Here is a 25,236-nt window from a genome sequence, read left to right as displayed (position 1 = left end):
CGTCGCAGAACGGTCAGACGCCCGTCCCCTCGGAAGCGAAAGCTCTTCGAGGGGGCGGGCTCTTTCATGCCCCGCGGGCCTTCTGCTCGAGGAGAGCCCGTTCTCTGTCGTTCCCGGCCAGCCCTGCCGCTGTCGCGAACTCGCTGCGAGCCTCGTCATCGCGCCCGAGCCGCAGCAGCAGCTCTCCCCGGGTCGCTGGTAGCAGATGGTAGCCGCGCAGCGCGCCGGAGGCGGAGAGCTGGTCGATGATCCGCAGCGCCGATGCCGGCCCGGTCGCCATGGCCACGGCGGCGGCGCGGTTCAGCTCGACGACCGGCGAGGGTGAGATCCGCCCCAGCGCCTCGTACAGCAGCACGATCCGCTCCCAATCCGTCTCGTCGACGGAGGCCGCGACAGCATGGCACTCGGCGATCGCCGCCTGGAGGCTGTAGGCGCCACGTCCCCGCCCGATCCCATCGGCCGTCGCCAGGGCGGCGCGTCCGCGCGTGATGCGGCTGCGGTCCCACCGGCGCCGGTCCTGGTCGGCGAGCAGCACGGGGTCGCCGTTCGCATCCACCCGCGCGGCGAACCGGGCGGCCGTGAGCTCCATGAGGGCGAGCAGCCCGTGCACATCAGGCTCCCGCGGCATCAGCGCTGCGAGCACCCGGCCGAGCCGGATCGCCTCGTCGCTGAGCTCGGGCCGCATCCACTCCGGGCCGCTCGACGCCGCGTGCGCCTCGTTGAAGATCAGGTAGAGCACGCCCAGGATCGCTCCGAGCCGTTGAGCGTGCTCTTCGCGGGGCGGCATCTCGAACGGCGCGTTCGCGGCCGCGAGGGTCTTCTTCGCCCGCACGATCCGCTGCTGCACGGTCGCGGTCGGGACGAGGAACGCTCGCGCGATCTCCTCGCTCGACAACCCGCCGACGACGCGGAGTGTGAGCGCCACCTGCGCCTCCTTCGAGAGCACCGGGTGGCAGGCGATGAAGATGAGCCGCAAGACGTCGTCGTCGACGGCATCCGGATCCCAGAGCATGTCGCCTCCCTCCGCCTGCTCGCGTTCGAGGTCATGGGCGATCAGCGCGACTCGCTCGTCGAGCCGTTCCCGCCGGCGCCAGCCGTCGATCGCCTTGCGCTTCGCGACGGCCGTGAGCCAGGCCGCCGCGTTGCGCGGCACCCCGTCGATCGGCCACTGTCGCAGGGCATCGACGAGAGCCTCCTGGGCCAGGTCTTCCGCGAGGCCGAAGTCGCCGACGATGCGGGTGAGGGCGCCGACGATGCGGGCCGACTCGATGCGCCACACGGCGGCGACGGCGCGTTCCGCCGACCCGTGATCGGGGGCGGAACGCGCCGTGTCGCTGCCGGAGGAATCGCTCATCGCCGCAGCATGCTCACTGCTGGGCGCGCTGCGCCTGCTCGTCGCGCCAGCCGGCTTCCTTCTCGATCCACTCGTTGTCGGCCGGGAAGTCGGAGGCGTCGGTCACGCGACGGACCTCGAGGAAGGAACCCTTGCCGAGCGGTGCACGGCTGGCCCACTCTGCTGCCTCTTCCCGGCTGGACACCTCGAGGATCCAGAAGCCGTTGAACAGCTCCTTGGTCTCGCCGTAGGGGCCGTCGGTGATGAGCGGGGTCTCGGCGCTGAAGTCGACGACGAAGCCCTCAGCGGCATCCGTCAGTCCCTCGCCTGCGGCGAGCACGCCCGCCTTGATCATCGACTCGTTGTACTTGCCCATGGCCTCGATGACCTGCTCGAAGGGGATCTCGTTGAACGCCTCGACTGCTTCGTCGGTCGCGCGCATGATCAGCATGTACTTCATGATGTTCTCCTTGTTCGAGGGGCCGTCTCTCGACCCTCTCATTACAGACGTCGAACGGGAAAGACACAGATCGACATCGTGCGAGAAAGTTTTTGAGATTTCTTTTCAGCACCGTCCCGGTCGCGAACCTACAGCGATCCGGCGGTCAGTCGCGTGAAGAAGTGCGACCGGAGCAGAGGTGCCGGGGCCAGGCTTCGTCAGCGTCGAGGCGGGCGGGACGTGGCGGCGGCGATCACCGCGGTCAGCGCCGCGAGAGAACGCTCGGGGGTCCAGGCGGCGGCGATGCCGGGCGCCTCGGCCGCCAGCCGTGCGAGGAGACCGGGTTCGGTCAGCACGCGGCGCACGGCTGCAGCGAGCGCGACGACGTCTCCGCCCGGTACCAGCACTCCCCCTCCGACGCCGAGAACATCGCGGATGCCGTAGCGCACGTCGTACGAGACGACGGGAGCCCCGTGGAGCAGAGCCTCGACGACCCCGAGGGGCTGACCTTCGAATGCGGTGGCCGTGAGCACGAGGGAGGCCCGATCGAGCACCCGCCCCGGATCGTTCGTGTACCCGGCGAGAAGGACCCGGTCACCCGCACCGAGTTCTTCGATCAGCGCGCGCAGGCGTTCCTCCTCGGGCCCTCCGCCCCAGATCTCCAGGCGCGCTCCCGGCACGTCCGCTGCGAGGAAGGCGCGGATCGCGTGATCGAGCCGCTTGCCGGGGGCGAGGCGCCCGAGCGCGACGACCAGCCCCGGTTCGCGCAGGTCGTCTCGAGGCTCGACCGGAGTGATCGGGTTGGGCACGACCTCGTGTTGCGCCGCCGCCCCGAACCGGGCGACCACGTCGTCACGCTGCGTGGCGGTCGGCCAGATCACGGCGTCGAAGCGGTCGGCGATCTCGAAGAAGCGGGTCCAGAGGCCGTTGATCGGCGCATCGGCGGTGTAGGGCGCTTCGAGGTGGATCGTGTGGATCGTGTGGACGATGCGCACGCGCGGGTCCGACCAGTCCGCGATGAGCTCGCCGAGTTGCCGCGACTCGCAGATCACGACGATCGTGCGGTCGCCGAGGGATGCCGTGACGTGATCGAGCCAGGCCCGGTAGAGACCGCGGAACCCGCGCACGCCGCCGACGACCTCCCCTGCGGCGTCGTGGAGCAGCACCGGCTCCTCGGTGAGGTGCCAGTCCGGATTGCCGGGGATGACCGGGAGCGAGAGGAACGGCCGTGCGTCGGAGTCTTCGAGCACGCGGTACTCGACGGCGGGGTCGCCCTTCGCGCCGGCATCCGCCCCCGCCCGCAGCCACTCGGCCGCTCCGCCGCCCGGCGCCACGGCCTCGTCGAACAGGTTGCGCATCCGAGAGGGATCCGCGAGTGCGCCCTGCGCGACGAACGTCTGCCGGTGCTCGGCGTGCGCCGCCGCGGTGCCCGGGTCGAAGGTGAGGAGCTGCGGACCGGAACCGCCGGCGACTCCCGCTCCCGCCAGCTGCCGGGCGCGCGCGAGCGTCGCGATCGTGTACCCGCCATCCAGGCCGGGGATCAGCCGGCTCGACAACACCAGGTACTCGGCATCCGGCAGGGCCGGCGCCGCATCCGGGGACATGGCGTCCCCTACTCCCACTCGATCGTTCCCGGCGGCTTCGACGTCACGTCGAGCACGACGCGGTTGACGTCGCGGACACCGTTGGTGATGCGGTTCGAGATCTTCGACAGCACGTCGTAGGGCAGACGCGTCCAGTCCGCCGTCATGGCGTCTTCACTCGACACCGGACGCAGCACGATCGGGTGACCGTAGGTGCGACCGTCGCCCTGCACGCCCACCGAGCGGACGTCGGCGAGAAGCACGACGGGGCACTGCCAGATCTCCTGATCGAGGCCCGCCTTCGTCAGCTCCTCGCGGGCGATGGCGTCGGCCTCACGCAGAATCTCGAGACGATCAGCGGTGACCTCACCGATGATCCGGATGCCGAGACCGGGCCCCGGAAACGGCTGACGACCGACGATGGCATCGGGGATGCCGAGCTCACGGCCGATCGCGCGGACCTCGTCCTTGAACAGGGCGCGCAGCGGCTCGATCAGTTCGAAGTCGAGGTCGTCGGGGAGGCCGCCCACGTTGTGGTGCGACTTGATGTTCGCGGTACCCGCGCCACCGCCGGACTCCACGACATCCGGGTAGAGCGTGCCCTGCACGAGGAACTTCACCGGGGCGCCGCCGGATGCCTTCGCCTCGGCGACGAGGTCGAGCTGCACCTTCTCGAACGCGCGGATGAACTCGCGACCGATGATCTTGCGCTTCTCCTCGGGGTCGGTCACGCCCTGGAGGTGACCGAGGAACGTGTCTGCCGCGTCGACCGTGATGAGCCGCACGCCGGTGGACTCGACGTAGTCCTTCTCGACCTGCTCGCGCTCGCCCTTGCGGAGGAGACCGTGGTCGACGAAGACCGCGGTGAGCTGGTCGCCGATCGCCTTGTGCACGAGGGCCGTGGAGACGGCGGAGTCGACGCCGCCGGAGAGGGCCGAGATCACGCGGGCATCTCCGACCTGCTCGCGGATGCGCTCGATCTGCTCAGCGATCACGTTGCCGCTGTTCCAGTCCGACGCGAGACCGGCGCCCTTGTGCAGGAAGTTCTCGATGACGCGCTGGCCGTGGTCGGAATGCTTGACCTCGGGGTGCCACTGCACGCCGTAGAAGCCGCGCTCCTCGTTCGCGAACGCCGCGACCTTGGTGGCGTCGGTCGTGGCGAGCACCGCGAAGCCCTCCGGTGCCTTCGCGACCTGGTCTCCGTGGCTCATCCACACGTTCTGCTCGGCCGGCTGGCCGCCGAGCAGGGTTCCGCCGTCGCCCGAGATGACGGCATCCGTCGCTCCGTACTCGCGGAGACCGGTGTGGGCGACCTCGCCGCCCAGGGTCTGCGCCATGTACTGGAAGCCGTAGCAGATGCCGAGCGTCGGCACTCCGAGCTCGAACACCGCGGGGTCGAGGCGCGGTGCGCCCTCCTCGTAGACCGACGAAGGCCCGCCGGAGAGGATGATCGCCACCGGGTTCTTCGCCGCGATCTCCGCGGCGGTGGCGGTGTGCGGCACGATCTCGCTGTAGACGCCGGCCTCACGGACGCGGCGGGCGATCAGCTGCGCGTACTGCGCGCCGAAGTCGACGACGAGCGCAGGACGCTGCTCGGTCTCGGAATGCTCGGTCAACGGACACCTTCCGGGGCGTGGGCGGGAGCGGCCTCTGCCGCCTCCCTGGTGGCGAGATAGGTCTTCACGTCGCGGGCGACGATCGTCTCCATGATGAAGGACAGCAGCGGGATGACACCGCCGAGCGCGAGCAGGATGAAGCGCAGGAACGGCCAGCGCATCAGGCTCCACATGCGGAAGCACGCGAACAGGTAGACGACGTAGAACCAGCCGTGCGCCACGAGGATGAACAGCGACAGGTTGAACCCGTCGCCGGTCGACTCGAGTCCCTCCGGGCCTTCGACGACCGGAGCGAACCAGAGCGGCCCGCCGGAACCCCCGGCGTACAACTCGAGGTGGATCGGCGTGTACTTCAGCACCATCTCGGCGACCAGGAGGAGCAGCATGACTCCGGTGATGATCGACGCGATCTGGTAGAACTTCAGCGCACCGCGGATCGCCGGAAAGCTGGCGACTTTCGGTTCGGGCATGCTCCCAGTCTAGACGGCGCGCGCATGCCCCGATTCGGTCGTCTCACCGCCCGCTGCGCCGTGCACGACTTCGGAGATCGGGGGCGACACCCCGGGCACTCATCCGTCCCGGCGGCGTGTCGAGCCCTGGGTCCGCGGTTGTGCACAGCAGGCGTCTCAGGGCGCCGGAGGGCGCGCGACCAGCAGCTCGCCGTCGCCGCTGACCTGCAGCCGTCCGGCCGCCGCAGGGACCAGGACCGTCGCACCCGCGGCGAGCGCCACCCCCGCGAGGTCGATCGCACCGGTCGTCACGACGACGATCGCGAAGCCGGGCGACAGCACAGCCGCACCGTGCACCGGCATCCGCTCGAGGCGGAAGTAGGCGTCCGCATCGCGCGGGAACACCGAGCCCGATGCAGGGGCTGCGTGCACGAGAGCGCCCATGTCGACGACGCTCCGCGCCGTGCGGGTGATCGCGGTGAGTGCGAGGTCGAACCCGAGGCCGAGGTGCCCCTCCCGGGGGCCGTCGATCGCGAACCCCTCCCATTCGAGGAGGATCGAGAGATCTTCCGGCTGCTGCAGCTCCAGCAGCAGCACACCGGCGCCGATCGCGTGCAGCTCTCCCGGCGGCACCCAGACGACGTCACCAGGATGCACCTCGATCTCGTGCAGGAGCCCGAGGAGCGCGTCGACGTCCTGACCGGACACGAGGGCGGCGAGAGTCTCCGCCGCGATGTCCTCGCGCAGCCCGACATGGACCGTTCCGCCCTCGAGGATGTACCAGGCCTCGGCCTTGCCGTGCGCGCGTCCGAGATGCGAGGCGGCGAAGTCGTCATGCGGATGCGCGTGCACCGGAAGGCGCTGGCCGGCGTCGAGGAGCTTCACCAGCAGGCGAGCATCCGCGCCCCACCGCTGCGCATGCGCATGACCGAGCCAGGCGGTGGGATCCGCCTCGATCGCATCGCGAAGCACGCGCCCGTCGGGCAGGGTGGTCAGCCCGAGCGCCTCTTCGCCGCGGATCGTGGTGGTCGAGCCGACCCAGTCCTCCGGCTCTCGGGGCGCCGACTCCGCGTCGCCGCGGAAGGCGGAGATGCGCGCACCTCCGCGGTAGAAGCGCTCCGCCGGGCGGTTGGCGGGAAGGATGATCGGGTTCACGAGTGTGCTCCAGACGGCGCGTGGGCGGCGAGGAAACCGCCGACGAACGTGTCTCCGAGGCCGATCGTGGTGGGGGTCGCGACATCGAGGGAGAAGGCGGCGACGCCCGCGGCATCCGGCATCGCCTCTTCCACCGCCCGGACGAGCTCCGCTCCCCCGTGGTGACGTCGCATGGTGGAGGTCTCGTCGGCATCCTCCGCGCTGAACCCGTCACCGAGGCGGTAGCGGGTCGCCGCCACGCGCACAGCGCTCTCGAGCGCGGCGCGATGCCGAGCGGCATCCGATCCGACCGCCAGCGCCCAGTACCGCGTGTGCACCACGAGGGCGGGAACGGGAGTGATCGCGCGGACCTCGTCGAGCGCCGCGACCACCGCCGCCGGGTCCAGCAGATCCACCGCGCGCCCGAGGTACTCCTGCAGCTCGTCCTCGTTCATGCCGTACACGTCGATGTGCGGCAGCAGTCGACGGCGCACCGTCTCGGCGAAGGCACGCGTGTAGAACCCGGCATCCTCGTAGTAGACGAGCGCGTCGTCCGGCAGCTCCCGCATCGCCACACGCAGCTGATGCAGTCGATGGACGAGCAGGTCGTGGTCCTGCATCGTGTTGAACCCGGAGATCAGGAATGCTGCCGCCTGGGAGAGCGCATCCGCGAGAGCGGGGGCGATCGCCATCGTACGGTTCGGCGGATCGTTCGCGAAGATGAGGCGGTTGGCGCCGGGCGAGACGATCTCGCCGTCGACGAGCCGCACGCGCGCGCCGGCCGGGTACTGCACGATCAGGTGCGGATCCAGCGTGTCCTCGGCTGCCGACGACACGATCGTGATCGCGCGCGGCAGCAGCCGGCGGACGTTGTCGTCGATGCTCACCAGGTGCTGCACGCTCGGGATGCCGAGGCTGTCGAGCACGAGTCCCGCGCGCACCCCCGTGCCGCCGAGCGTCACGTCGTACGCGAAGTGCGCCGCGAAGCGCTCGACGACGTCGGAGGATGCGACGAAGCGCTCCGCTCCCGTCCCCGCCGCAGCGAAGGCGAGGACGGTGATCAGCAGAGAGCGCTCGTCGACGATCTGCGCCGTGAGGGTGAGCTCGTCCCGGCGCACGCCGTGCTCCTCCGCGAGCCGCTCGAGCACGGCCACATCCCACCGCAGCTCGTAGTCGACGGTTCCGCCGAGCCCGAGCACGAGCTTCCTGTCCACGTCGCCGATCATCCGTCGAACGCCCTCACTGTCGAATCGCGTGCGTCAGTACAGACCTGCCTTGCCGTCTGCACCGAACAGCTTGATCTTCTCAGCCGCGGTCGCCTTCATGGCGACGATCGGCTCGGGCTGGATCGCGTTCGGTTCGCGCAGACGCTCGTCGGTGCCGAGGATCTCACGCATGCGGTTGTGGTACGACACCTTGATGTCGCTGGAGATGTTGATCTTGTTCACGCCCAGCTCGACCGCGCGGCGCAGCTCGGAATCGGGGTTCGACGATCCACCGTGCAGCACGAGCGGGATCTTGACCGCGGCCTTGATCTGCTCGAGCAGATCGTGCCGCAGCTCGGGGTTCTTCTCGGCCGGGTAGAGGCCGTGCGAGGTGCCGATGGCGATCGCGAGGCTGTCGACGCCGGTCTCGTTCACGAAGCGCACCGCGTCATCCGGGTTCGTGTAGATGATCTCCGCCGCGCCGGACTCGCCGTAGCTGTCGTTCGCACCGATCGTGCCGAGCTCGCCCTCGACCTGCACGCCCACCGCGTGCGCGGCCTCGACGACCTTGCGGGTGAGCGCGACGTTCTCGTCGAACGGCAGCAGCGACGCGTCGATCATGACCGAGGTGAACCCCGCCTGGATCGCGACGACCATCTGCTCGTACGTGCCGCCGTGATCCCAGTGGATGGCGACGGGGACACTGGCACGATGTGCCCGCGAGCGCATCGCCGCGATCAGGTCGGTGGTGACGTGCGAGACCTCGTCCGGGTGGATCGCGATGATGACCGGTGCGGCCAGCTCCTCGCTGATGTCGATGATGCCGTTGAACATCGCCCAATCGCTGATGTTGAACGCGGGGATCGCAAAGTTGTTCGTGTTCGCGACATCGAGGATGGATTTGCCGGTGTAGAGCACGTGTTTCTCCTGTTTTCGTGATGGTCGAAGTGCGGGGTGACGGATGTCAGCTCTTCACGGAGCCGGCTGTCAGCCCGCTGATGAAGTAGCGCTGGAAGAAGAGGAAGAGGATCAGGACCGGGATCGAACCGAGCACGCTCATCGCCATGATCTGGTTCCACTCGTAGGAGTGCTGGCCCATCAGGAGCTGGATGCCGATGGGCACGGTGCGCATGTCGATCGTGCGGGTGAGCGTCAGGGCGAACAGGTACTCGTTCCACGCGATCATGAACGTGTAGATGCCGACCGAGACGATGCCGGGCACGGAGATCGGCACGAGGATGCGCCACAGCGCGGTCATCGATCCGGCGCCGTCGACGCGCACCGCCTCGTCGAGCTCTTTCGGCAGGGTGTTGAAGTAGCCGGTCATCATGATGATCGCGTAGGGCAGCGTGAACACCATGTAGGTGAGGATCAGGCCGAGGTAGGAGTTGTAGAGCCCGAGTCCGACCATGAGACCGAAGTACGGGATCAGCAGCGTGATCGGAGGCACGGCCTGCACGCTGACGATCACGACGTTCAGGATGCGTTTGCCCCGGAACTCGAAGCGGCTGAACGCATACGCGGCCTGGATCGCCACGATCAGGGTCAGCACGGTGACCGCGCCCGCCACGATGTAGCTGTTCAGGAAGAACCTCATCGTCTCGGGGTTCGTGAAGATCGCGATGTACGCGTCGAACGAGAACGTGTCGGTGAGCAGCCGCGGCGGCAGCTCGAAGATCTGCGTGTTCGACTTGAACGAGCTGGACAGCATCCAGAGCACAGGGCCCGCGGCGAACACGGCGCCGATGATGAGGCCGATCGTGACGCCGGTCTTCTGGACGGTGCGCTGAGCCTTGACGGTGAGCGCCATGATCAGTCCCTCGCTTTCTGGTGACGGACGTAGAACACGGCGAGCACCATCGACATGAGCAGCACCAGGACCGCGGAGGTCGCCGCGAGCGAGAAGTCGTACTTGGCGAAGGCGAGCTTGTAGGTGAAGGTGCTGAGCACCTCGGTGACATCGATCGGCCCGCCGCCGGTGGTCATCCAGATGAGGGCGAACTGCTGCGAGGTCCAGATCAGGTCGAGCAGCACGAGGCTGACGATGATCGGTCGGAGTTGCGGGATGGTCACATTCCAGAAGCGCTGGATGGCGCCTGCCCCGTCGACGGTCGCCGCCTCGTTGAGCTCGTTCGGGATGCCCTGGAGTCCGGCGAGCAGACTGACCATGAAGAACGGGTAGCCGGCCCAGATGTTGATGAAGATGATGGTGCCGAGCGCGAGCTGCGGTGAGGCGAGCCACTCGATGTCGGTGTTGAGCAGGAAGTTGATGACACCGTTCGGAGCGAGGAGCATGCGCCACAGGACGGCGATCACGGCGACGGTGAAGAGCCACGGCAGCACGTAGAGTGCCCGGAAGAGCGACCGGGCGAAGCCGCCGAGCAGGGGGCTGTTCAGCATCATCGCGAAGCCGAGGCCGAGCACGAGATGAGCGACGACGCTGGCGACGGTGAACATGATCGTGTTGCCGGTGGCCTTCCAGAACCCGGGATCCGAGAGGATCTCCACGTAGTTCTGGATGCCGACGAACTCCGGCGACTTGTTCAGGATCACGTTGTCCTGGAAGGAGTATCCGATGACCATCACGATCGGGACGATCATCAGCACGAACAGCAGGATGATCGTCGGCGAGAGGAAGGCGTAGGACTCCGTGGTCTTGCGCAGCTGCCGACGTCGGCGGGTCAGCGCGACCCCGGTGACGATCACCTCGGTGTCGTCGTGTGTTCTGAGGCTCATGGGAACCGGTGCTCCTTGGTTGGTCGGATGCCGCACCGCATCGGCGGTGCGGCACCCCGTTCATGCGGGGAGACGGAGGATCAGAACTCCGCTTCCCAGGCCTCCTGCGCCTTCTTCAGTGCATCGTCGATCGACTGCTGGCCGTCGAACGCGGACTGCAGCTGCTCACCGAGCAGACGCATCAGCTCTTCCGCCACCGGCAGTCCGGTGAACTCGTTCGCCGGGTACCCCGCCTGGTAGATCTCGAACGCCTTCTGGAAGAGCTCGTCGTCGGCCACGAAGTCCGGCACGGACTTCGAGTTGCCAGGGAAGGCCTTGGCCATGGTCGACAGCTCGGAATTGGTGTCCTCGCTCATCAGGAACTCGACGAGCTTGAACGCGGCTTCCTTGTGCTCGGAGTTCTCGGCGACGCCGATGCCCCACGATGCGTAGGGGATGCCGCGTTCGCCGTCGTAGCCGTCCTCGGCGGGAAGCGCCGAGATCGAGAACTTCAGATCGGGGTTCGTCTCGCGGATCAGGTTGATGTGCGCCAGCGAGTCGATCATCATGCCGACGCGGCCGTTGGTGAACTCCTCGACCTTGTCCTGCTCCTTCATGGTGAAGGATCCGGACGCGATCGAGCCGTCGTCCCAGAGTCCGCCGATGAAGTCGACCGCTGAGGTGACGTCGTCGTTGGTCAGGTCGGGCTTCCCGTCCTTCAGCATCGAGCCGCCGGACGCCCAGACCCACGACATGACGTCGTTCTGCACGCCGTTCGGCGCTTCGAGCGACAGCGGGAGCACCCAGCCCGAGGCGTCGCCGCCGAGGGCGGAGACCTTCGCCGCGGCATCCGCGAACTCGGTGCGTGTGGTGGGAGGGGCGTCGACCCCGGCCTGTGCCAGCAGGTCGTCGTTCGTGAACATGGGGTAGACGAAGTTGACGACCGGGATCATGTACGTGCTGCCGTCGACCTGGATCTGGCTGGCGAGCTCGCTGTCGTCGTACTCGTACTCCTTCATGAGCGCGCTGAGGTCGGCGATCACGCCCTGGGAGGCGAAGTCGTTCACCCAGGCGCCGTCGAGGCCGACGACGTCGGGCATGGTGCCGGATGCTGCGCCGGCGAAGAGCTGCTCCTTGGTCGATGCGTACGGTCCGCTCACGAGGTCGACCGTGATGCCGGGGTTCGCATCCTCGAACTTGTCGATCAGCGCACGGAACTCGCCGTCGGGGAGTTCGGGCTCCCACCACTGCGCGAATTCGATCGTCACGTCACCGTCGTCGCCGCCGTCCCCGCCGGTGCTCGGCGCGCAGCCGGCCACGGCCAGAAGGGTCACCGCTGCGGTCGTAGCACCGACGATGTTCCGGGTGCGTCTGCGCCCTCGTCCCACTGTGCTCATCACTTCTCCTCTTCGAGATCGTGCCGCATCACGCGCTTCAATGCTTGTTCATGCGGTTTTGAGCAATGTTATGCCGACATCTGCATGATCGTCAAGTCCTACTTTGACGGGATTCACAGGCAGTGAGCGGCAAAGACGAGGAGGTCGGCGGAAAACCGCGCGCGCCTGTGTCTGCTGTTTTCTGCATGAACATGCCGCGTTGAGGTCACGAATGTGCTAGATATGAGGGATGGATGCTTCTGGAACGGCGCGACGCCGCCTCCCTGCGGGCAGGAAAGCCGATCTCGCGAGCTACGTCGAGCAGACCGGGCAGGTGACCGTCAGCGACCTCGCCGAGCACTTCGGTGTGTCCATCGACACGATCCGTCGAGATCTCGACCAGCTCGACCGCGAGGGCGTGCTCGTCCGCACGCACGGTGGTGCGGTCAGTTCCGCGAGCGGACCGCTCAAGGACCGCGCCCTCGACGTGCGCATGCGCGTGCAGACCGAGGAGAAGGAAGGCATCGCCCGCGTCGCGGCGGGACTGGTGGAGGACGGCTCCGTCATCATGCTCAACGCGGGCACGACGACTCTCGCTGTCGCGCGAGCGCTGCGGAACCACCACGACCTGACGATCGCCACGAACAACCTGCGGATCCCGGGCGAGCTCTCCCCCTCCGCGTTCCGCGACCTGTACGTCTTCGGCGGTGCCGTGCGCTCGATCACCCAGGCGACCACGGGCCCCGTCACCTTCACCATGACGCCGGGCGGACCCGAGGTCGACATCCGCTGCGATCTGGCCCTCATCGCCGTCGGCGCGATCGACGAGGCGGGATACTCGACCTCGAACCTCGGTGACGCCGCGATGATGTCCGAGATGATCCAGCGCGCCGAGCGCACCGCGATCCTCGCGGACTCCACGAAGATCGGCCGGCGGTTCTTCGCGCAGATCGCTCTGCTCGACCGCGCCGACTATCTGATCACCGACACTCCCCCACCGCCGCGCATCGCTGCCGCCCTCGCGCAAGCCGACGTGCAGGTGCTCACTCCCTGAGTGAAGCGCGGTCGGACCGCGCACGACGAAGGCCGCCGGGATTCCTCCCGACGGCCTTCGTCATCTCATGCTGCGAGCAGGATCACCACCACCCGTTCAGGAGGTCCCAGAGCCAGTCGAGGATGTCTCCGATGATGCCGCCGATCCCGCCGGCGCGGTTGACGGTCACCGTGGCCGTCGCCTCGTCACCGTCGGCCTGCGACACCGCGACCGTGTACTTGCCCGGCTGCGTCTTCTTCGGCACCGTCACCTTGGTGCTGAACGAGCCGTCGTCGCCGACCTGGATCGTGCCGACCTCGATGGCCTGCCCCTTCTTGGGACGCAGCTCCACGGTCACGGTCTCACCGGGCTCATACCCCTCGCCGGTGATGGTGAGCTTCTTGCCCGCCGCCACCTTGGAGGAGCCCAGCTCGATCGTGCCGGCGAACTCGGCGGGCTCTTCGCCCGTGATTGTGAACGGCACCTGCACGGTGGTGCCCGAACCGGCGACCGCGACGGTGAGCGACTGCTCCCCGAAGACGCCGGACGGCACCGTGAAGGTGAGGCTCGCGCGTCCGACCTCGTCGGTCGTGTCGACGACCGCAGGATCGATCGCGCCGGCGGCGAGCTGCGTGCCACCCAGCGAGAGCGACACCTGCCCCGGAGCCGGCTCCCCTGCGCTGAACGCGAGGGAGGAGAGCGAGACCGTCACCTGGTCGCCGGCGCTGTAGCCGTCGGCGTCCGCCGGGCTGACCGCGACGCCGACCGCGCGCTGGGCGTAGTCGGGGCTGGCGGTCTTGTTCGCGTCGAACCAGTCGACCATGGACTGCAGGTCGATCTTGCCGGTGTCGCGCTTGCCCGTGCCCTCCTTGAAGGTGAAGAAGTTGTCTCCACCCGCCGCGAGGAACGAGTTGGCTGCGACGGTGTAGTTCGCCGCCGGGTCGAGCGGCGCGCCGTCGAGCGTGATCGAGGTGATCCTCGAGCCCTGCGCCGCGGCGGGGTCGTAGGTGTAGACGAGCCCCTCCGAGACGCCGAGCTTCAGGAACGGACGAGCCGATCCCGCCGGCTGCCACTGCTCCTCGAGCACGCCCTTCAGCTGCGCACCCGTGAGCGTCAGCGTCACCAGCGTGTTGGCGAACGGCTGGACCGTCGCCGCCTCGCGGTAGGTCACGTTGCCGTCGGGGTCGGATGCTCCGGCCGAGGCATACGTGAGGTTCGCGCGGATGCCACCGGGGTTCATGATCGCCACATCGGCGTCCGTGGACCACTTCTGCACGTCGGCGACGAAGTTGCCGATCGTGGACTCGCCACCGCGGTTCTCCGTCTTGCCGTCGCTCTGACGTGCCCGGTTGAAGTCGGCGGTGATGTCTCCGACCTTGATCGCGCCCAGCACGTCGGCCTCGGCCTTCGCCTTGGCGACGATGTCGGCCACCTCGGGCACGGCCGGGTACAGCGGCTTGCCCGCAGCGGTGAGGGGCTTGATCTCGTTGGTGATCGAGATCAGGTCCTTCGTCTTCGGGTCGACCTTGATGTTCATCAGGCCCAGGTTCTCGCCGTACTGCCCCGCGGAGACGACCGGACGGCCGTCGATCACGTGGTTGTACGCGAGATGGGTGTGCGCCGACACGATGGCGTCCACGTCGTCATCGACGCCGTAGACGATCTCGCCGAGGGGCGAGTCCTCCGTGATGCTGGAGAGCTCGACGCTCGCCGCGCCCTCGTGCACGAGGAGGATGACGACGTCCGCTTCACCGTTGGACTCGTCGCCGTCGCGCAGGTCGTCGGCCACCGCGTTCACAGAGTCGACGATGCTGCGCACCTCGAGGTCCGCGATGCCTTCCGGCGACACGAGCGAGTCGAGGTCTTCGGTGACAGCGCCGACGAAGCCGACCTTCACGCCGTCGAGCTCCTTCACCCACGCCGGTGCGAGCGCGGGCTCGCCGGTCTCGGTGACGAACACGTTCGAGGAGATGTACTCCCAGTCCGCGCGCTCCTGCACACGATCGCGCAGGTCTTCCCAGCCCTGATCGAACTCGTGGTTGCCCGCTGCGCTGACGTCGAGGCCGGCCGCGTTGAGCGCGTCGATCGTGGGGTTGTCGTCGTTGATGAACGAGGTGAACGTCGACGCGCCGATCAGGTCGCCGGCTCCGGCGAAGATCGTGTTCGGGTTCTCCTCACGGAACTGCTTCACCGCGCCGGCCAGGACCGCCGCGCCTGCAGCTGCGCCGTCGGCCTCGATCCGACCGTGGAAGTCGTTGACCGTGACGACATCGATGCTCACCGGCGGAATCTCCGAGGAGACGCCGACGATGATCGGGTCGTGGTCGCTGGAGCGGTAGGGAGTGCCCTCCTCGGTGGCGCCGAACGCGTAGCCGCGGTCGCTCCACTCCGGGGAGTTGATGCCCCACACGCCCGCACCGGTGATGGATGCTGCCAGCGACGGCGACGCGATGACGTGGTCGAGCGAGCCGAGCTCGCCGTCGAACGTGTACGTGTACTGGCCTGCCGCCTTGTCGGCCACCAGGTCGCTCCACCCCTTCGACGTGAAGACGTCGATCGGGTCTTCCTTGCCGTAGGCGTTGAAGTCGCCGATCAGCAGCATGTCGCCGCTTCCGGAGGCCTCCTCGAGTTCTGCGGTGAAGGCCAGCACGGCGTTCGCCTGCTTCACGCGGTCGGCGTTGAAGAAGCCCTGCCCGTCGGCCGGCTCTGCACCGGCGCCCGAGGGCGGGGACTTCGACTTGAAGTGGTTCGCGACCACGGTGACCACGCGGCCGTCGATGTCGAACGCCTGGGCGATCGGCTCGCGGGCGTTGCCCCAGACGGTCTCATCCGTGACGGTCGCGCTGTCGCCCACCGGGGAGACGGCATCCTTCTTGTAGATGATCGCGTTGGTGATGTAGTCGGTCGTGGCGGCGTCGTTCAGAGCGGCGGGCGTCGGCACGTAGCCCCACACCTCACTGCCGGCATCCGCATTCAGACCGGCGACGAGATCCTTGAGCGCCGAGTCGATGGGCTTGCCGAGCTTCACCGAGTTCTCGATCTCCATGAGCGAGACGATCTCGGCATCCAGTCCGTTGATCGCCGAGACGATCTTCGACTTCTGGATCGCGAACTCCGCGGCCGTCTCCGCGCCCCGGGCATCGGGGTTCTCGGATGTCAGCGTCGTGAAGTAGTTGTAGACGTTGAACGACGCGACCTGGGCGTCGCCGCCGACCTCGGGCGCCGAATCGGTGCGCGGGTTCGTGGCGTCGAAGCCGACCTTGAGGTCTGCTGCCGAGGAGTCATCGATCGGAACCGTCGGCTGCAGCCGCCAGTCGTTGAAGCCCCACTGCAGCACGTAGCCGTTGTCGCCGAAGTCGACCGTGTCGCCGTTTCGCACGACCGCGTCCTTCGTGAAGTACGGCTGATCGCCCGGGTGACCGCTGTTGGTGACCTGGATGGACCAGCCGTCGTCGAGCAGCACCCGGTTCGCCCGGTTCGCCGCAGCGATCGCCGCGGCGGCGTCTCCCGGACGCGTGGTCTCGGTGCTCTTGACGTTGAGGTCTGCTCCGGCGTTCAGCCACAGGGTGCCGAAGTTGAAGAGCTGGTGGCTGGAGGCGAGGCGATACGTGCCCTCGGGCGCGACGTACATGTTCTCGTACTGCTCGCGGTCGGTGCCGAGGACCGTGTCGGCGAGCGGCGTGACAGCGGGAACGCCCGCTCCTGCCGCGAGCACCTCGACATCGGCCACCGCGGTCGGATTGATCTGCGTCTGACCGAAGTACTCGCTGACCGAACCGGTCACCGAGACGAGGTCGCCGATCGAGAGGTTCGGCGCCAGCGCGTTCAGGAAGACGAAGACGCCGTCGGATGCTCCGGGGGTCGCATCCGCGGCCCCTCCGGAACCCTGCGTCTGGATGACGATGCCCTTGTAGCCGCCGGTGCGGTAGTCGGCAGTGACGACGCCCTCGACCTCGACGGTCTTGCCGTCGAGCGGCGAGACGTCGGTCGTGCCCTGCACCTCGGCGATCGTCGCCGGGGTCGGATCCGTCCCGGGGCCGGGGTCTGTCCCACCCGAGTTCTGCGGCGTGATGGTCGCCGACAGCGTGAAGTCCGCGCGGTTGTCGTCGGTGTCGACGCCGTCGGTGCGGTTCAGCGACTTGACGTCGGTGTTGCCGGTCGGCGGGGTCGCCGCCGTCGTCTCGAAGGTGTTGGAGGTGCCGTAGCCGAGCACATCGATCACACCGTCGACGCCCGTGACCGAGCCGGGCGTGAGCGTGACGGCCGCCGTCCCCTCGACGAGGGCGAGCGTGCCGTTGGTGCCGCTCGGCGTCAGGGTGCTGACCACGTCGGCGGCGGGGAGCTCCGCGCCGTTCGCGCCGTTGCTGTTGCCCTGCACCAGGTAGTGGCCGCCGGCCGGGATGACGCCGGTGAGAGGCGCCACGCCGTTCGCTGCGCCGGTGCCGGTCGCCGAGCGGTACTGCAGCGACATGCCGTCGAGCGTGATGGGCGCGGCGGTCGGGTTGAACAGTTCGACGAACTTGTTCTTGAACGCCGCTCCTGCGCTTCCTCCGGAGAGGTACGCCTCGTTGATCACCACCCCCGTTCCGGCGGGATCGGCGAAGGCGGGCACGGCGGTCAGCGAGCCGAAGCCCAACGCTGCCACACAGGTCACGGCGAGAGCGCCGACGCGCCCTCTGTTTCTACGGTGCGAGACGGGAACCATGCGGTTCCCGTCCTCTGGAGCGGACATCATCGGTGCTGTCTCCTCGGTCGGTCGTGCGACATCTCTCATGAATCTGTCACGGCGCGCACCGGAGTCTCCCAGCCCGCACACATGTTGCGAGCATACGGAGCGGTCCGGACATCATCAATGGTGTTTGCCCATTGGTCACCGACCGCTCACCGGATCATGGCCATCCGTCGAAGAGACCCCACAAACCGGTGCTCAGGTGCGCAGCGAGGCATGCGCGAATGCGCGCCTGATCAGGCGGATGCCGCTGCCGCGGCGTCGTCGAACTCTTCGACCTCTCGTTCCCAGGCGTCCTTCGCGAGGCGATACCAGAGATAGAACGCGAAGCCCGCGAAGATCGCCCACTCGACCGCGTAGAAGATGTTCAGCCAGTTGACCGGCGACTGTTCGTCGGGGGCAGGGGACGAGATGTCGGCGAGTCCGGCGGTCGCTGTGACGGAGGCGAGGTACGGGCGATAGACGTCGAGCTGCTCGGTGTCGTGCCAGCGGCTGAGAAGCGCGGCCGTCGACATGCGGTCGAGCCGGTCAGGCTCCGCGCGGGGCGGGACGCCAGGACCTTCGTCGGAGATAATGCGGCCGCTGATCGCCACCTCGGAGTCACCCGCTGTCGCCTCGAGCTGCTCGACGGCCGCATCCGCCGTCTCGCGATCAGGGGCCCAGCCGATCGCGACCGCGATGGAGGTGCGGTCCGCGACCCGAAGCTGCCCCGTGACCCAGAAGCCCTCGACGTCGTCGTTGAAGCGGCTGGAGACCACCAGGAAGTCTCCGGCCACCCAGGTACCCGATGTCTCGACGCGCTGCCCGACCAGCGGTTCGGGGAGATACGCCCCCGGCTCCACAACGTCGGTCAGCGGCTGCACCTGCTCGGTCGCACCCGGGTCCGGCGGATCGGTCTCGATCGCGCGCTCCAGCTGCCATTGCCCCAGCCACGCGAAGACCCCGGCGACGACGAGGCACAGCAGCAGCATCCCGATCCACCGTCCCCGGAGCATGACCTCACGGAGGGTCGGCGGGAACTGCGCAGGAATCGACACGGTGTTGCGCGGGGCCTCAGGCCTCGTACGGTGCGAGCACGACCTCGACCCGCTGGAACTCCTTGAGGTCGGAGTATCCGGTGGTCGCCATCGATTTGCGGAGCGCCCCGATGAGGTTGGCGGTGCCGTCGGCGACGGGCGCCGGACCGTACAGGATCTCCTCGAGCGTGCCGATGCCGCCGACCTCGACACGGTGTCCGCGCGGAAGCTTGGGGTGGACCGCCTCGGGGCCCCAGTGGAAGCCGTGACCCGGCGCGTCGGTGGCGCGGGCGAGCGCGACGCCGAGCATGACGGCATCCGCTCCCATCGCGAGCGCCTTGACGATGTCGCCGGACGTGCCGACTCCGCCGTCGGCGATCACGTGCACGTAGCGCCCACCGGACTCGTCGAGGTAGTCGCGGCGAGCGGCGGCGACGTCGGAGACCGCGGTCGCCATCGGCGCGTGGATGCCGAGCGTCGCGCGGGTCGTGGAGGCTGCTCCCCCGCCGAACCCGACGAGGACTCCGGCAGCTCCCGTGCGCATCAGGTGCAGGGCCGCCGTGTAGGTGGCCGCGCCGCCGACGATGACCGGCACGTCGAGGTCATAGATGAACTTCTTGAGATTCAGAGGCTCGGCCACGCTGGAGACGTGCTCTGCCGACACCGTGGTGCCGCGGATCACGAACAGGTCGACGCCGGCCGCGGCGACGGTGTCGTAGTGCTCCTGCGTGCGCTGCGGCGTGAGGGACCCGGCCACGGTCACGCCGGCTTCACGGATCTCGGCCAGGCGGCGGGTGATGAGCTCGGGCTTGATCGGCTCGGAGTAGAGCTGCTGCATGCGGACCGTCGCCTCGGCGTCGTCGAGTCCCGCGATCTCCGCCAGCAGCGGCTCCGGATCTTCGTAGCGTGTCCACACGCCTTCGAGGTCGAGCACGCCGAGCCCGCCCAGCTGCCCGAGCATGATCGCCGTCTGCGGGCTCACGACCGAGTCCATCGGCGCGCCCAGCACGGGGATGTCGAAGCCGAAGGCGTCGATCGTCCATGCGGTCGAGACATCCTCGGGGTTGCGCGTGCGCCGTGACGGCACCACCGCGATGTCGTCGAACGTGTACGCGCGGCGTGCGCGCTTTCCTCGGCCGAGCTCGATCTCCATGGTCACCCGTCCAGCCTACCCGGCGCTCGGTGAGGACCGTGGCGGCGGGACGACGGCCACACGCCCTTCAGCCGAGGGATCGGAGGAAGTCGGCGATGTCCGCGGCGATCTCGTCCGGATACTCGCCGTTGATCGCGTGCGTCGCATCGCCGTAGAGCACCACCCTGTCAGCACCGAGCGCGGTCTCCGCGGTGGCGACCGCGGTATCGGTGTCGTGCATGACCGATCTGCCCGCCAGGATGGCGAGCGTCGGCACGGTGAGGTCGCCGAGGGCCTCCTCCGTGATGCGAGTGGGCTGCGGGAGCGTCATCGTGTAGTTCCGCATCCCGGCTTCGATCATGTCGGCGACCGGGACGTCTTCGACGGGAGCACCACCGGCCACCCAGGAGTTGAAGTCGTCGCGCCACGCCTTCGGCAGCCACGAGACGGATGCCGGGATCGACCGCACGATCGTCTCGAACGGCATGTCGTCGAAGACGTGGATCGGGTCGAGCAGGGTCAACGAGGCGATGCCTTCGTCGTCGTGCAGGGCGAGGTTCGTCGCCGTCCACCCGCCGATCGACAGGCCGAGCAGGTGCACCTCCGGCTCGGGCAGGGCGGCGATCACCTGGTGCAGCCACGCGGCCTGGTCGGCGTCGTCCGCGATCGGCCGCGACTGCACGCTCATACCCGGCTCGCCGAGCAGATCGATCGTGTAGACGTCGCTGATCTCCAGAAGCGAGGGCAGGTTCGCCGCCCACACGGGCGTCGCCGACGCGGTCCCCGGAAGGAGGACGAGCGGAGCGGTCACGGCGCCGGCGCGGCCCTCAGGCGCCGTCCCCTCGAAGCGATAGACGCGCACGATGCCGTAGTCGGTGCGCACGTCGAACGTCTCGAAGGTCGGAGGAAGGTCGGAGAAGGCCGCGTCATACGCCTTCTCGAACTCCGTCTGGCCCTCCGCACTCGACCAATGGCCGACCGGGGAGGGAGTGCGGACCACGGCGGCGATCACGGCGATGGCGAACGCCGCGACGAACGCGATCCGGCCGAGGGTCCGAAGGCGGTGGCGGCGGTGCGGAGTGCGCGCCTCTTCGCTCTCCTCTTCCCGGTCATCCTCGTCTCGAGGAGTTGCGGTGACGGATGACATCGTGCGGCCCCCTTCCATACTTTGACCATTCGGTCAGTTCATTCACCGTACGGTAGAATCAGTGGCATGGCAACAGCCGGATCCCGCGCCGCACGTCCGACCTTCGTCGAGCAGGCCCGCCGTCGACAGCTCGTGGAGTCGACGATCGCGCTCGTCGCCGAACACGGATACGCCGCGACATCCCTCGCCCGCATCGCCGACGCGGCAGGGATCACGAAGGGCGCGGTGCTCTACCACTTCGCGACGAAGGACGCCGTGATCGCGGCCGCCTACGAGCAGGTACTGAACGACCTCGTCGTCGACGTCGGCGCGGCGGTCGACGCTGCCGACGTCGTGTCGATGCCGGCCGCGTACGTGCGCAGCATGATCGCGCACTTCGCCCGCCACCCGCAGCACGCGCGGATGGTCTTCGAAGCACTCACATCCGGGAGGAACGAGGGTCCCTCCCGCGATCGATGGGGGCCCCTGGCGGACCTGCTGACAGATGCGCACGCGGCGTCGACGCGAGGCACGCCGATCGATGCCCGCACCCTGGCGATCATCGCGGGCGGCGCGATCGACGCGATCGTCGCCGAAGGCGTGACCGACCCCGCGTACGACACCGCCGCGGCCGCCGAGGAACTCGTCGCGCTGCTCGACGGCGCCCTGTCCACCTCGCCCGGCGAGGTGACGGCATGAGAGCGGATGCGGCAGACGTCGTCGTCGTGGGCGGTGGAGTCATGGGCCTGGCGACCGCGTGGGAACTGACACGTCGCGGCATCCGTCCTCTCGTCCTGGAGCGCTTCGCACGCGGGCACCACGAGGGCGCCTCTCACGGGGCGACGCGCAACTTCAACAACGCCTACATCGAAGAGCACTTCCTCGATCTCCTGGTGCGCTCCCGCGAGGGCTGGGATGCGCTGGCGTCGATCGACGGCGAGCCACTGCTGCGCCTGCACGGTCTGGTCACCCACGGCCACCTCGACGTCGCCGCGGTGCGCGAACGCCTGACCGACCGAGGCATCCACGCGGAGATCCTCACAGCGACGGATGCCGGCGGGCGATGGCCCGGAATGCGGTTCGAGGACGACGTGCTCTGGTCGGCGGATGCGGGAGTGGTCCGCGCGGCGGCCACCCTGACAGAACTCGAACGCCGGATCGTCGCCGCGGGCGGAGAAGTGCGCTGGAGAGCGCCCGTCGCCCATATCGGGGAGGACTCCGACGGCGTCGTGCTCGCCCTCCCCGACGGAAGTCGGCTGCGAGCAGACACCGTGGTCGTGACCGCAGGGGCCTGGACCAGCTCGCTCCTCGGTCGCCTCGGGCCCCCCCGACTGACGGTCACCGAGGAGACGCCCGCGCATTTCCGGCCGCGCACCGATGCCACCTGGCCGTCGTTCAACCACTACGTCGATCCGAGTGCCTACCCCGGCACCGTCTACGGCATGCCGACGCCGGGCAAGGGCGTGAAGGTCGGATTCCATCGGGTGGGCGACGAGGTCGATCCCGATGCCCGCCCGCACCGCGCCACGCACCAGTCGGCCCTGGCCGACTACGTGCGGAAGTGGATGCCGGGGCTCGACGCGGCATCCGCTGCGCCGATCAGCTGCACCTACACGTCCACCGACGACGGCACCTTCGTGCTGGACCGCCGCGGACGGATCGTCGTCGGCGCAGGATTCTCCGGGCACGGCTTCAAGTTCGCGACCGGAGTCGGTGCGGTCCTCGCGGATCTCGCACTCGACCCCGGCGCGCGCGCCGCGGACGCCTTCCGCCTGCGCTGAGACTCAGCGCGCCCGCACCACCCGTCTCTCATCCCAGACCGGTGCATCCGACTCGTAGACCTCGCCGTCGGCACCGAACACGAGGAACCGGTCGAACGACCGGGCGAACCAGCGGTCGTGGGTGACTGCGAGCACGGTGCCATCGAAACGCCCGAGTGCATCCTCGAGAGCCTCCGCCGACTCCAGGTCGAGGTTGTCGGTCGGCTCGTCGAGCAGCAGCAGCGTCGCACCCGAGAGCTCCAGCAGCAGCACCTGGAACCGCGCCTGCTGCCCACCCGACAGCGACTCGAACGTCTGTTGCGCCTGGCGGACGAGGCCGTAGCGATCGAGCGCCGAACTCGCGGCATCCCGGGGCATCCCGGCGCGCCGATCGTCGCCGCGGTGCAGGATCTCGAGGAGCGTGCGCCCCACGAACTCCGGGTGCGCGTGCGTCTGCGCGAAGAGGCCGGGCACGACGCGAGCGCCGAGAGTGGCCACGCCCGTGTGCGGGACCTCGCTGAGCTGTTCGCCCGTCGAGGTGACGTGCCCCAGAGTCGCGTCGGGGTCGCTGCCGCCGCGCGCCAGCAGCCGCAGGAAGTGCGATTTGCCCGAGCCGTTCGACCCCAGCACCGCCACCCGGTCGCCGTACCAGACCTCGGCATCGAAGGGCTTCATGAGCCCCGTGAGCTCGAGGCGCTGCGCCACGACCGCCCGCTTTCCGGTCCGTGCACCGCGCAGCCGCATGTCGAAGTCCTGCGCCGGCGGCCGATCCTCGGGCGGCCCCGCCTCCTCGAACTTCCGCAGACGCGTCTGCGCAGCTTGGTAGCGCGAGGCGAAGCCGTCGTTCGCCGAGGCTTTGACCTTGAGAGTCGCGACCAGGATGCGGAGCTTCTCGTGCTGCTCGTCCCAGCGCCGACGCAGCTCGTCGAGCCGATCCATCCGGTCGGTGCGGGCCTGATGATAGGTCGCGAACCCGCCGCCGTGCACCCAGGTCGTGGCACCGGCGGCACCGGGCTCGACCGTGATCAGCCGGTCGACCGCGCGGGCCAGCAGTTCCCGATCGTGCGACACGAGGAGCACCGTCTTCGGCGTCTGCCGCAGCTGCTCCTCGAGCCAGCGCTTGGTCGGCACGTCGAGGTAGTTGTCCGGCTCGTCGAGCAGCAGCACCTCGTCCGGACCGCGGAGCAGCGCTTCGAGCGCGAGCCGCTTCTGCTCGCCACCGGAGAGCGATGTGAGCTCGCGGTATCGCGCCCGCTCGAACGGCACGCCGAGGGCGGCCACCGTGCACTGGTCCCACACGGTCTCGTGCTCGTAACCACCGGCATCCGCGTACTCCGCGATCGCCGATGCGTACGCCATCTGCGTATCGTGCTCGTCGTTCGCGATGAGCGCGTTCTCCGCGGCTTCCAGAGCCTGTGCCGCGCCGCGGATCCGCTGCGGAGCAACACCGACCAGCAGCTCGTGCACGGTCTGCCCCGGTTCGCCGTGCCCCACGAACTGATCCATGACGCCGAGGCCGCCGTCGATCGTCACGACACCGTCGTCGGCGGGCTGGTCGCCGCGGATGATCCGCAGCAGTGTCGTCTTGCCGGCGCCGTTCGGCCCGATCAGCGCGCTGGTCGATCCCGCGCCGACCCGGAAAGTCGCCTCGTCGAGAAGCGGTCTGCCGTCAGGGAGCGTCAGTGACACTCCGGAGACATCGATGTAACCCACGGTGCATGGCCGTCCTTTCGCCCGCACAGCGAGCCGACCAGGCTATCAGGCACAACGGGGCCGGACCGAATCGCGCGTGACGAGGATCACTCCGCCGACGGTCTCGATCATGAGCAGCCGGACGCCCTGATCTCAGTGCTGCCGCGCCCGCAGCTCTGCGGGGACGACGAGGCGACCGCGATCACCCATCGGAGCAACGAAGGCGGTATCCATGAATTGGATGTACCGCTGGGGCCCGTCGGGTGGGCAGGTCGTCAGACGAGGGTGCTCGAGGTCGGAACCGGGTTCGCGAACAGGTCGAGCACGGGGCAGTGCGCGTCGACGGCCTGACGGAGCTTCTCATACTGCTCCTCGCCGTCGGGGCCCGTGATGTCGACCGTCACCCGGATGTCGTGGAATCCGGCGCGACCCGACTCGTCGATGCCGAAGAGCTTGCGCACGTCGAGGTCGCCCTCGGCGATGATCTCGATCTCGTCGATGGTGAGTCCGAGCGCCTGCGCGTACAGCCGGTAGACGACCACCTGGCACGACACGAGTGCCCCGAGCGCGTACTCGACCGGGCTGGCGGCCACATCGTCGCCCGCGAGCGCTCCCGGCTCGTCGACGAGGAAGCGGTGCTTGCCGGCGCGAATCTCGGTCGCGACCGATCCGATGCCGCGACCGCTGACCCGGTAGGTGAGGTGCGCCGCGGTCGCGTCGGCGGCGATGCGCTCGTTCCACGCGGCGCCCGCGTCGTTCAGGCGCTGGGCCCGCTCGGCGGGAGTGGCTTCGGCGACGGCGGTGATCTGGTCCTGGAGAAGTGTCATGCCGCGAAACTAGCGAGCAGCGGCTGCGAACGCGCGCTCCGCGTCACCCGCGGTCATCCGCCGTCATCGAC

Annotated in this window: 20 protein-coding genes; 3 read left to right on the top strand and 17 right to left on the bottom strand. The window is 68.6% G+C overall.

Going from position 1 to position 25,236, the window contains the following annotated elements:
* Window positions 1–64 precede the first annotated feature (64 nt).
* The 11 genes from V5D55_RS11765 to V5D55_RS11715 form a co-directional block, all read right to left on the bottom strand.
* Window positions 65–1,354 (bottom strand): RNA polymerase sigma factor, encoded by a 1,290-nt coding sequence (locus tag V5D55_RS11765; protein ID WP_435743196.1) that lies wholly within the window; start codon window positions 1,352–1,354, stop codon window positions 65–67.
* Window positions 1,355–1,367: 13 nt separating this feature from the next.
* A complete protein-coding gene (locus V5D55_RS11760; RefSeq protein WP_435743194.1) occupies window positions 1,368–1,793 on the bottom strand; it encodes a YciI family protein in 426 nt (141 codons plus the stop codon).
* Window positions 1,794–1,990: 197 nt separating this feature from the next.
* Window positions 1,991–3,376 (bottom strand): glycosyltransferase, encoded by a 1,386-nt coding sequence (locus V5D55_RS11755; RefSeq protein WP_435743192.1) that lies wholly within the window; start codon window positions 3,374–3,376, stop codon window positions 1,991–1,993.
* Window positions 3,377–3,384: 8 nt separating this feature from the next.
* Window positions 3,385–4,971, bottom strand: coding sequence for a glutamine-hydrolyzing GMP synthase (gene guaA / locus V5D55_RS11750; RefSeq protein WP_435743190.1), 1,587 nt, complete (start codon window positions 4,969–4,971; stop codon window positions 3,385–3,387).
* Complete coding sequence (locus tag V5D55_RS11745) at window positions 4,968–5,441, bottom strand: DUF3817 domain-containing protein (protein ID WP_435743188.1); 474 nt, start codon at window positions 5,439–5,441, stop codon at window positions 4,968–4,970. The genes guaA and V5D55_RS11745 overlap by 4 nt, the downstream gene beginning before the upstream one ends.
* A gap of 156 nt (window positions 5,442–5,597) precedes the next feature.
* Window positions 5,598–6,575 carry a class I mannose-6-phosphate isomerase gene (locus V5D55_RS11740; RefSeq protein ID WP_435743186.1) on the bottom strand — a complete coding sequence of 326 codons (978 nt, stop codon included), beginning with the start codon at window positions 6,573–6,575 and terminating at the stop codon, window positions 5,598–5,600.
* A complete protein-coding gene (locus V5D55_RS11735; RefSeq protein ID WP_435743184.1) occupies window positions 6,572–7,768 on the bottom strand; it encodes an ADP-dependent glucokinase/phosphofructokinase in 1,197 nt (398 codons plus the stop codon). The genes V5D55_RS11740 and V5D55_RS11735 overlap by 4 nt, the downstream gene beginning before the upstream one ends.
* A gap of 45 nt (window positions 7,769–7,813) precedes the next feature.
* The gene (locus V5D55_RS11730) at window positions 7,814–8,677 is read right to left on the bottom strand and encodes a ketose-bisphosphate aldolase (RefSeq protein ID WP_435743182.1); all 864 of its coding nucleotides are present in this window, start codon (window positions 8,675–8,677) and stop codon (window positions 7,814–7,816) included.
* A gap of 46 nt (window positions 8,678–8,723) precedes the next feature.
* On the bottom strand, window positions 8,724–9,569 hold the full coding sequence (locus tag V5D55_RS11725) for a carbohydrate ABC transporter permease (RefSeq protein WP_435743180.1): 846 nt from the start codon (window positions 9,567–9,569) through the stop codon (window positions 8,724–8,726).
* Window positions 9,570–9,571: 2 nt separating this feature from the next.
* Window positions 9,572–10,495: a carbohydrate ABC transporter permease gene (locus V5D55_RS11720; RefSeq protein ID WP_435743178.1), complete on the bottom strand. Its 924-nt coding sequence runs from the start codon at window positions 10,493–10,495 to the stop codon at window positions 9,572–9,574.
* 80 nt (window positions 10,496–10,575) lie between these two features.
* Window positions 10,576–11,871: an ABC transporter substrate-binding protein gene (locus tag V5D55_RS11715; RefSeq protein WP_435743176.1), complete on the bottom strand. Its 1,296-nt coding sequence runs from the start codon at window positions 11,869–11,871 to the stop codon at window positions 10,576–10,578.
* 229 nt (window positions 11,872–12,100) lie between these two features.
* Between V5D55_RS11715 and V5D55_RS11710 the strand changes: the two genes are divergently transcribed.
* On the top strand, window positions 12,101–12,904 hold the full coding sequence (locus V5D55_RS11710) for a DeoR/GlpR family DNA-binding transcription regulator (protein WP_435743174.1): 804 nt from the start codon (window positions 12,101–12,103) through the stop codon (window positions 12,902–12,904).
* Window positions 12,905–12,986: 82 nt separating this feature from the next.
* Here the strand turns inward: V5D55_RS11710 and V5D55_RS11705 are convergent, their stop codons facing one another.
* The 4 genes from V5D55_RS11705 to V5D55_RS11690 all read right to left on the bottom strand — a co-directional run bounded on the left by V5D55_RS11705 (window position 12,987) and on the right by V5D55_RS11690 (window position 20,907).
* The gene (locus V5D55_RS11705) at window positions 12,987–17,537 is read right to left on the bottom strand and encodes an ExeM/NucH family extracellular endonuclease (RefSeq protein WP_435743172.1); all 4,551 of its coding nucleotides are present in this window, start codon (window positions 17,535–17,537) and stop codon (window positions 12,987–12,989) included.
* 311 nt (window positions 17,538–17,848) lie between these two features.
* Window positions 17,849–18,607, bottom strand: coding sequence for an SURF1 family protein (locus tag V5D55_RS11700; RefSeq protein WP_435743170.1), 759 nt, complete (start codon window positions 18,605–18,607; stop codon window positions 17,849–17,851).
* 58 nt (window positions 18,608–18,665) lie between these two features.
* The gene (locus V5D55_RS11695; protein ID WP_435749289.1) at window positions 18,666–19,781 is read right to left on the bottom strand and encodes a GuaB3 family IMP dehydrogenase-related protein; all 1,116 of its coding nucleotides are present in this window, start codon (window positions 19,779–19,781) and stop codon (window positions 18,666–18,668) included.
* A gap of 67 nt (window positions 19,782–19,848) precedes the next feature.
* Complete coding sequence (locus V5D55_RS11690; protein ID WP_435743168.1) at window positions 19,849–20,907, bottom strand: alpha/beta fold hydrolase; 1,059 nt, start codon at window positions 20,905–20,907, stop codon at window positions 19,849–19,851.
* Between the two features lie 66 nt (window positions 20,908–20,973).
* Here V5D55_RS11690 and V5D55_RS11685 point away from each other — a divergent pair, with 66 nt between their 5' ends.
* Window positions 20,974–21,585 (top strand): TetR/AcrR family transcriptional regulator, encoded by a 612-nt coding sequence (locus tag V5D55_RS11685; protein WP_435743167.1) that lies wholly within the window; start codon window positions 20,974–20,976, stop codon window positions 21,583–21,585.
* Window positions 21,582–22,667 carry an FAD-dependent oxidoreductase gene (locus tag V5D55_RS11680; protein WP_435743165.1) on the top strand — a complete coding sequence of 362 codons (1,086 nt, stop codon included), beginning with the start codon at window positions 21,582–21,584 and terminating at the stop codon, window positions 22,665–22,667. The genes V5D55_RS11685 and V5D55_RS11680 overlap by 4 nt, the downstream gene beginning before the upstream one ends.
* Window positions 22,668–22,670: 3 nt before the next feature.
* Here V5D55_RS11680 and V5D55_RS11675 read toward each other — a convergent pair whose 3' ends face one another.
* Both V5D55_RS11675 and V5D55_RS11670 read right to left on the bottom strand, forming a co-directional pair.
* Window positions 22,671–24,359, bottom strand: coding sequence for an ABC-F family ATP-binding cassette domain-containing protein (locus V5D55_RS11675; RefSeq protein ID WP_435743163.1), 1,689 nt, complete (start codon window positions 24,357–24,359; stop codon window positions 22,671–22,673).
* A gap of 254 nt (window positions 24,360–24,613) precedes the next feature.
* Complete coding sequence (locus V5D55_RS11670) at window positions 24,614–25,165, bottom strand: OsmC family protein (protein WP_435743161.1); 552 nt, start codon at window positions 25,163–25,165, stop codon at window positions 24,614–24,616.
* Window positions 25,166–25,236 lie beyond the last annotated feature (71 nt).

The organism is Microbacterium sp. PMB16, from assembly GCF_051294855.1.
In the GTDB taxonomy this organism is placed as follows: Bacteria; Actinomycetota; Actinomycetes; order Actinomycetales; family Microbacteriaceae; genus Microbacterium.
Note: the sequence above shows the minus strand (reverse complement) of the source record. Positions and strands in the feature narration are given on the sequence as shown.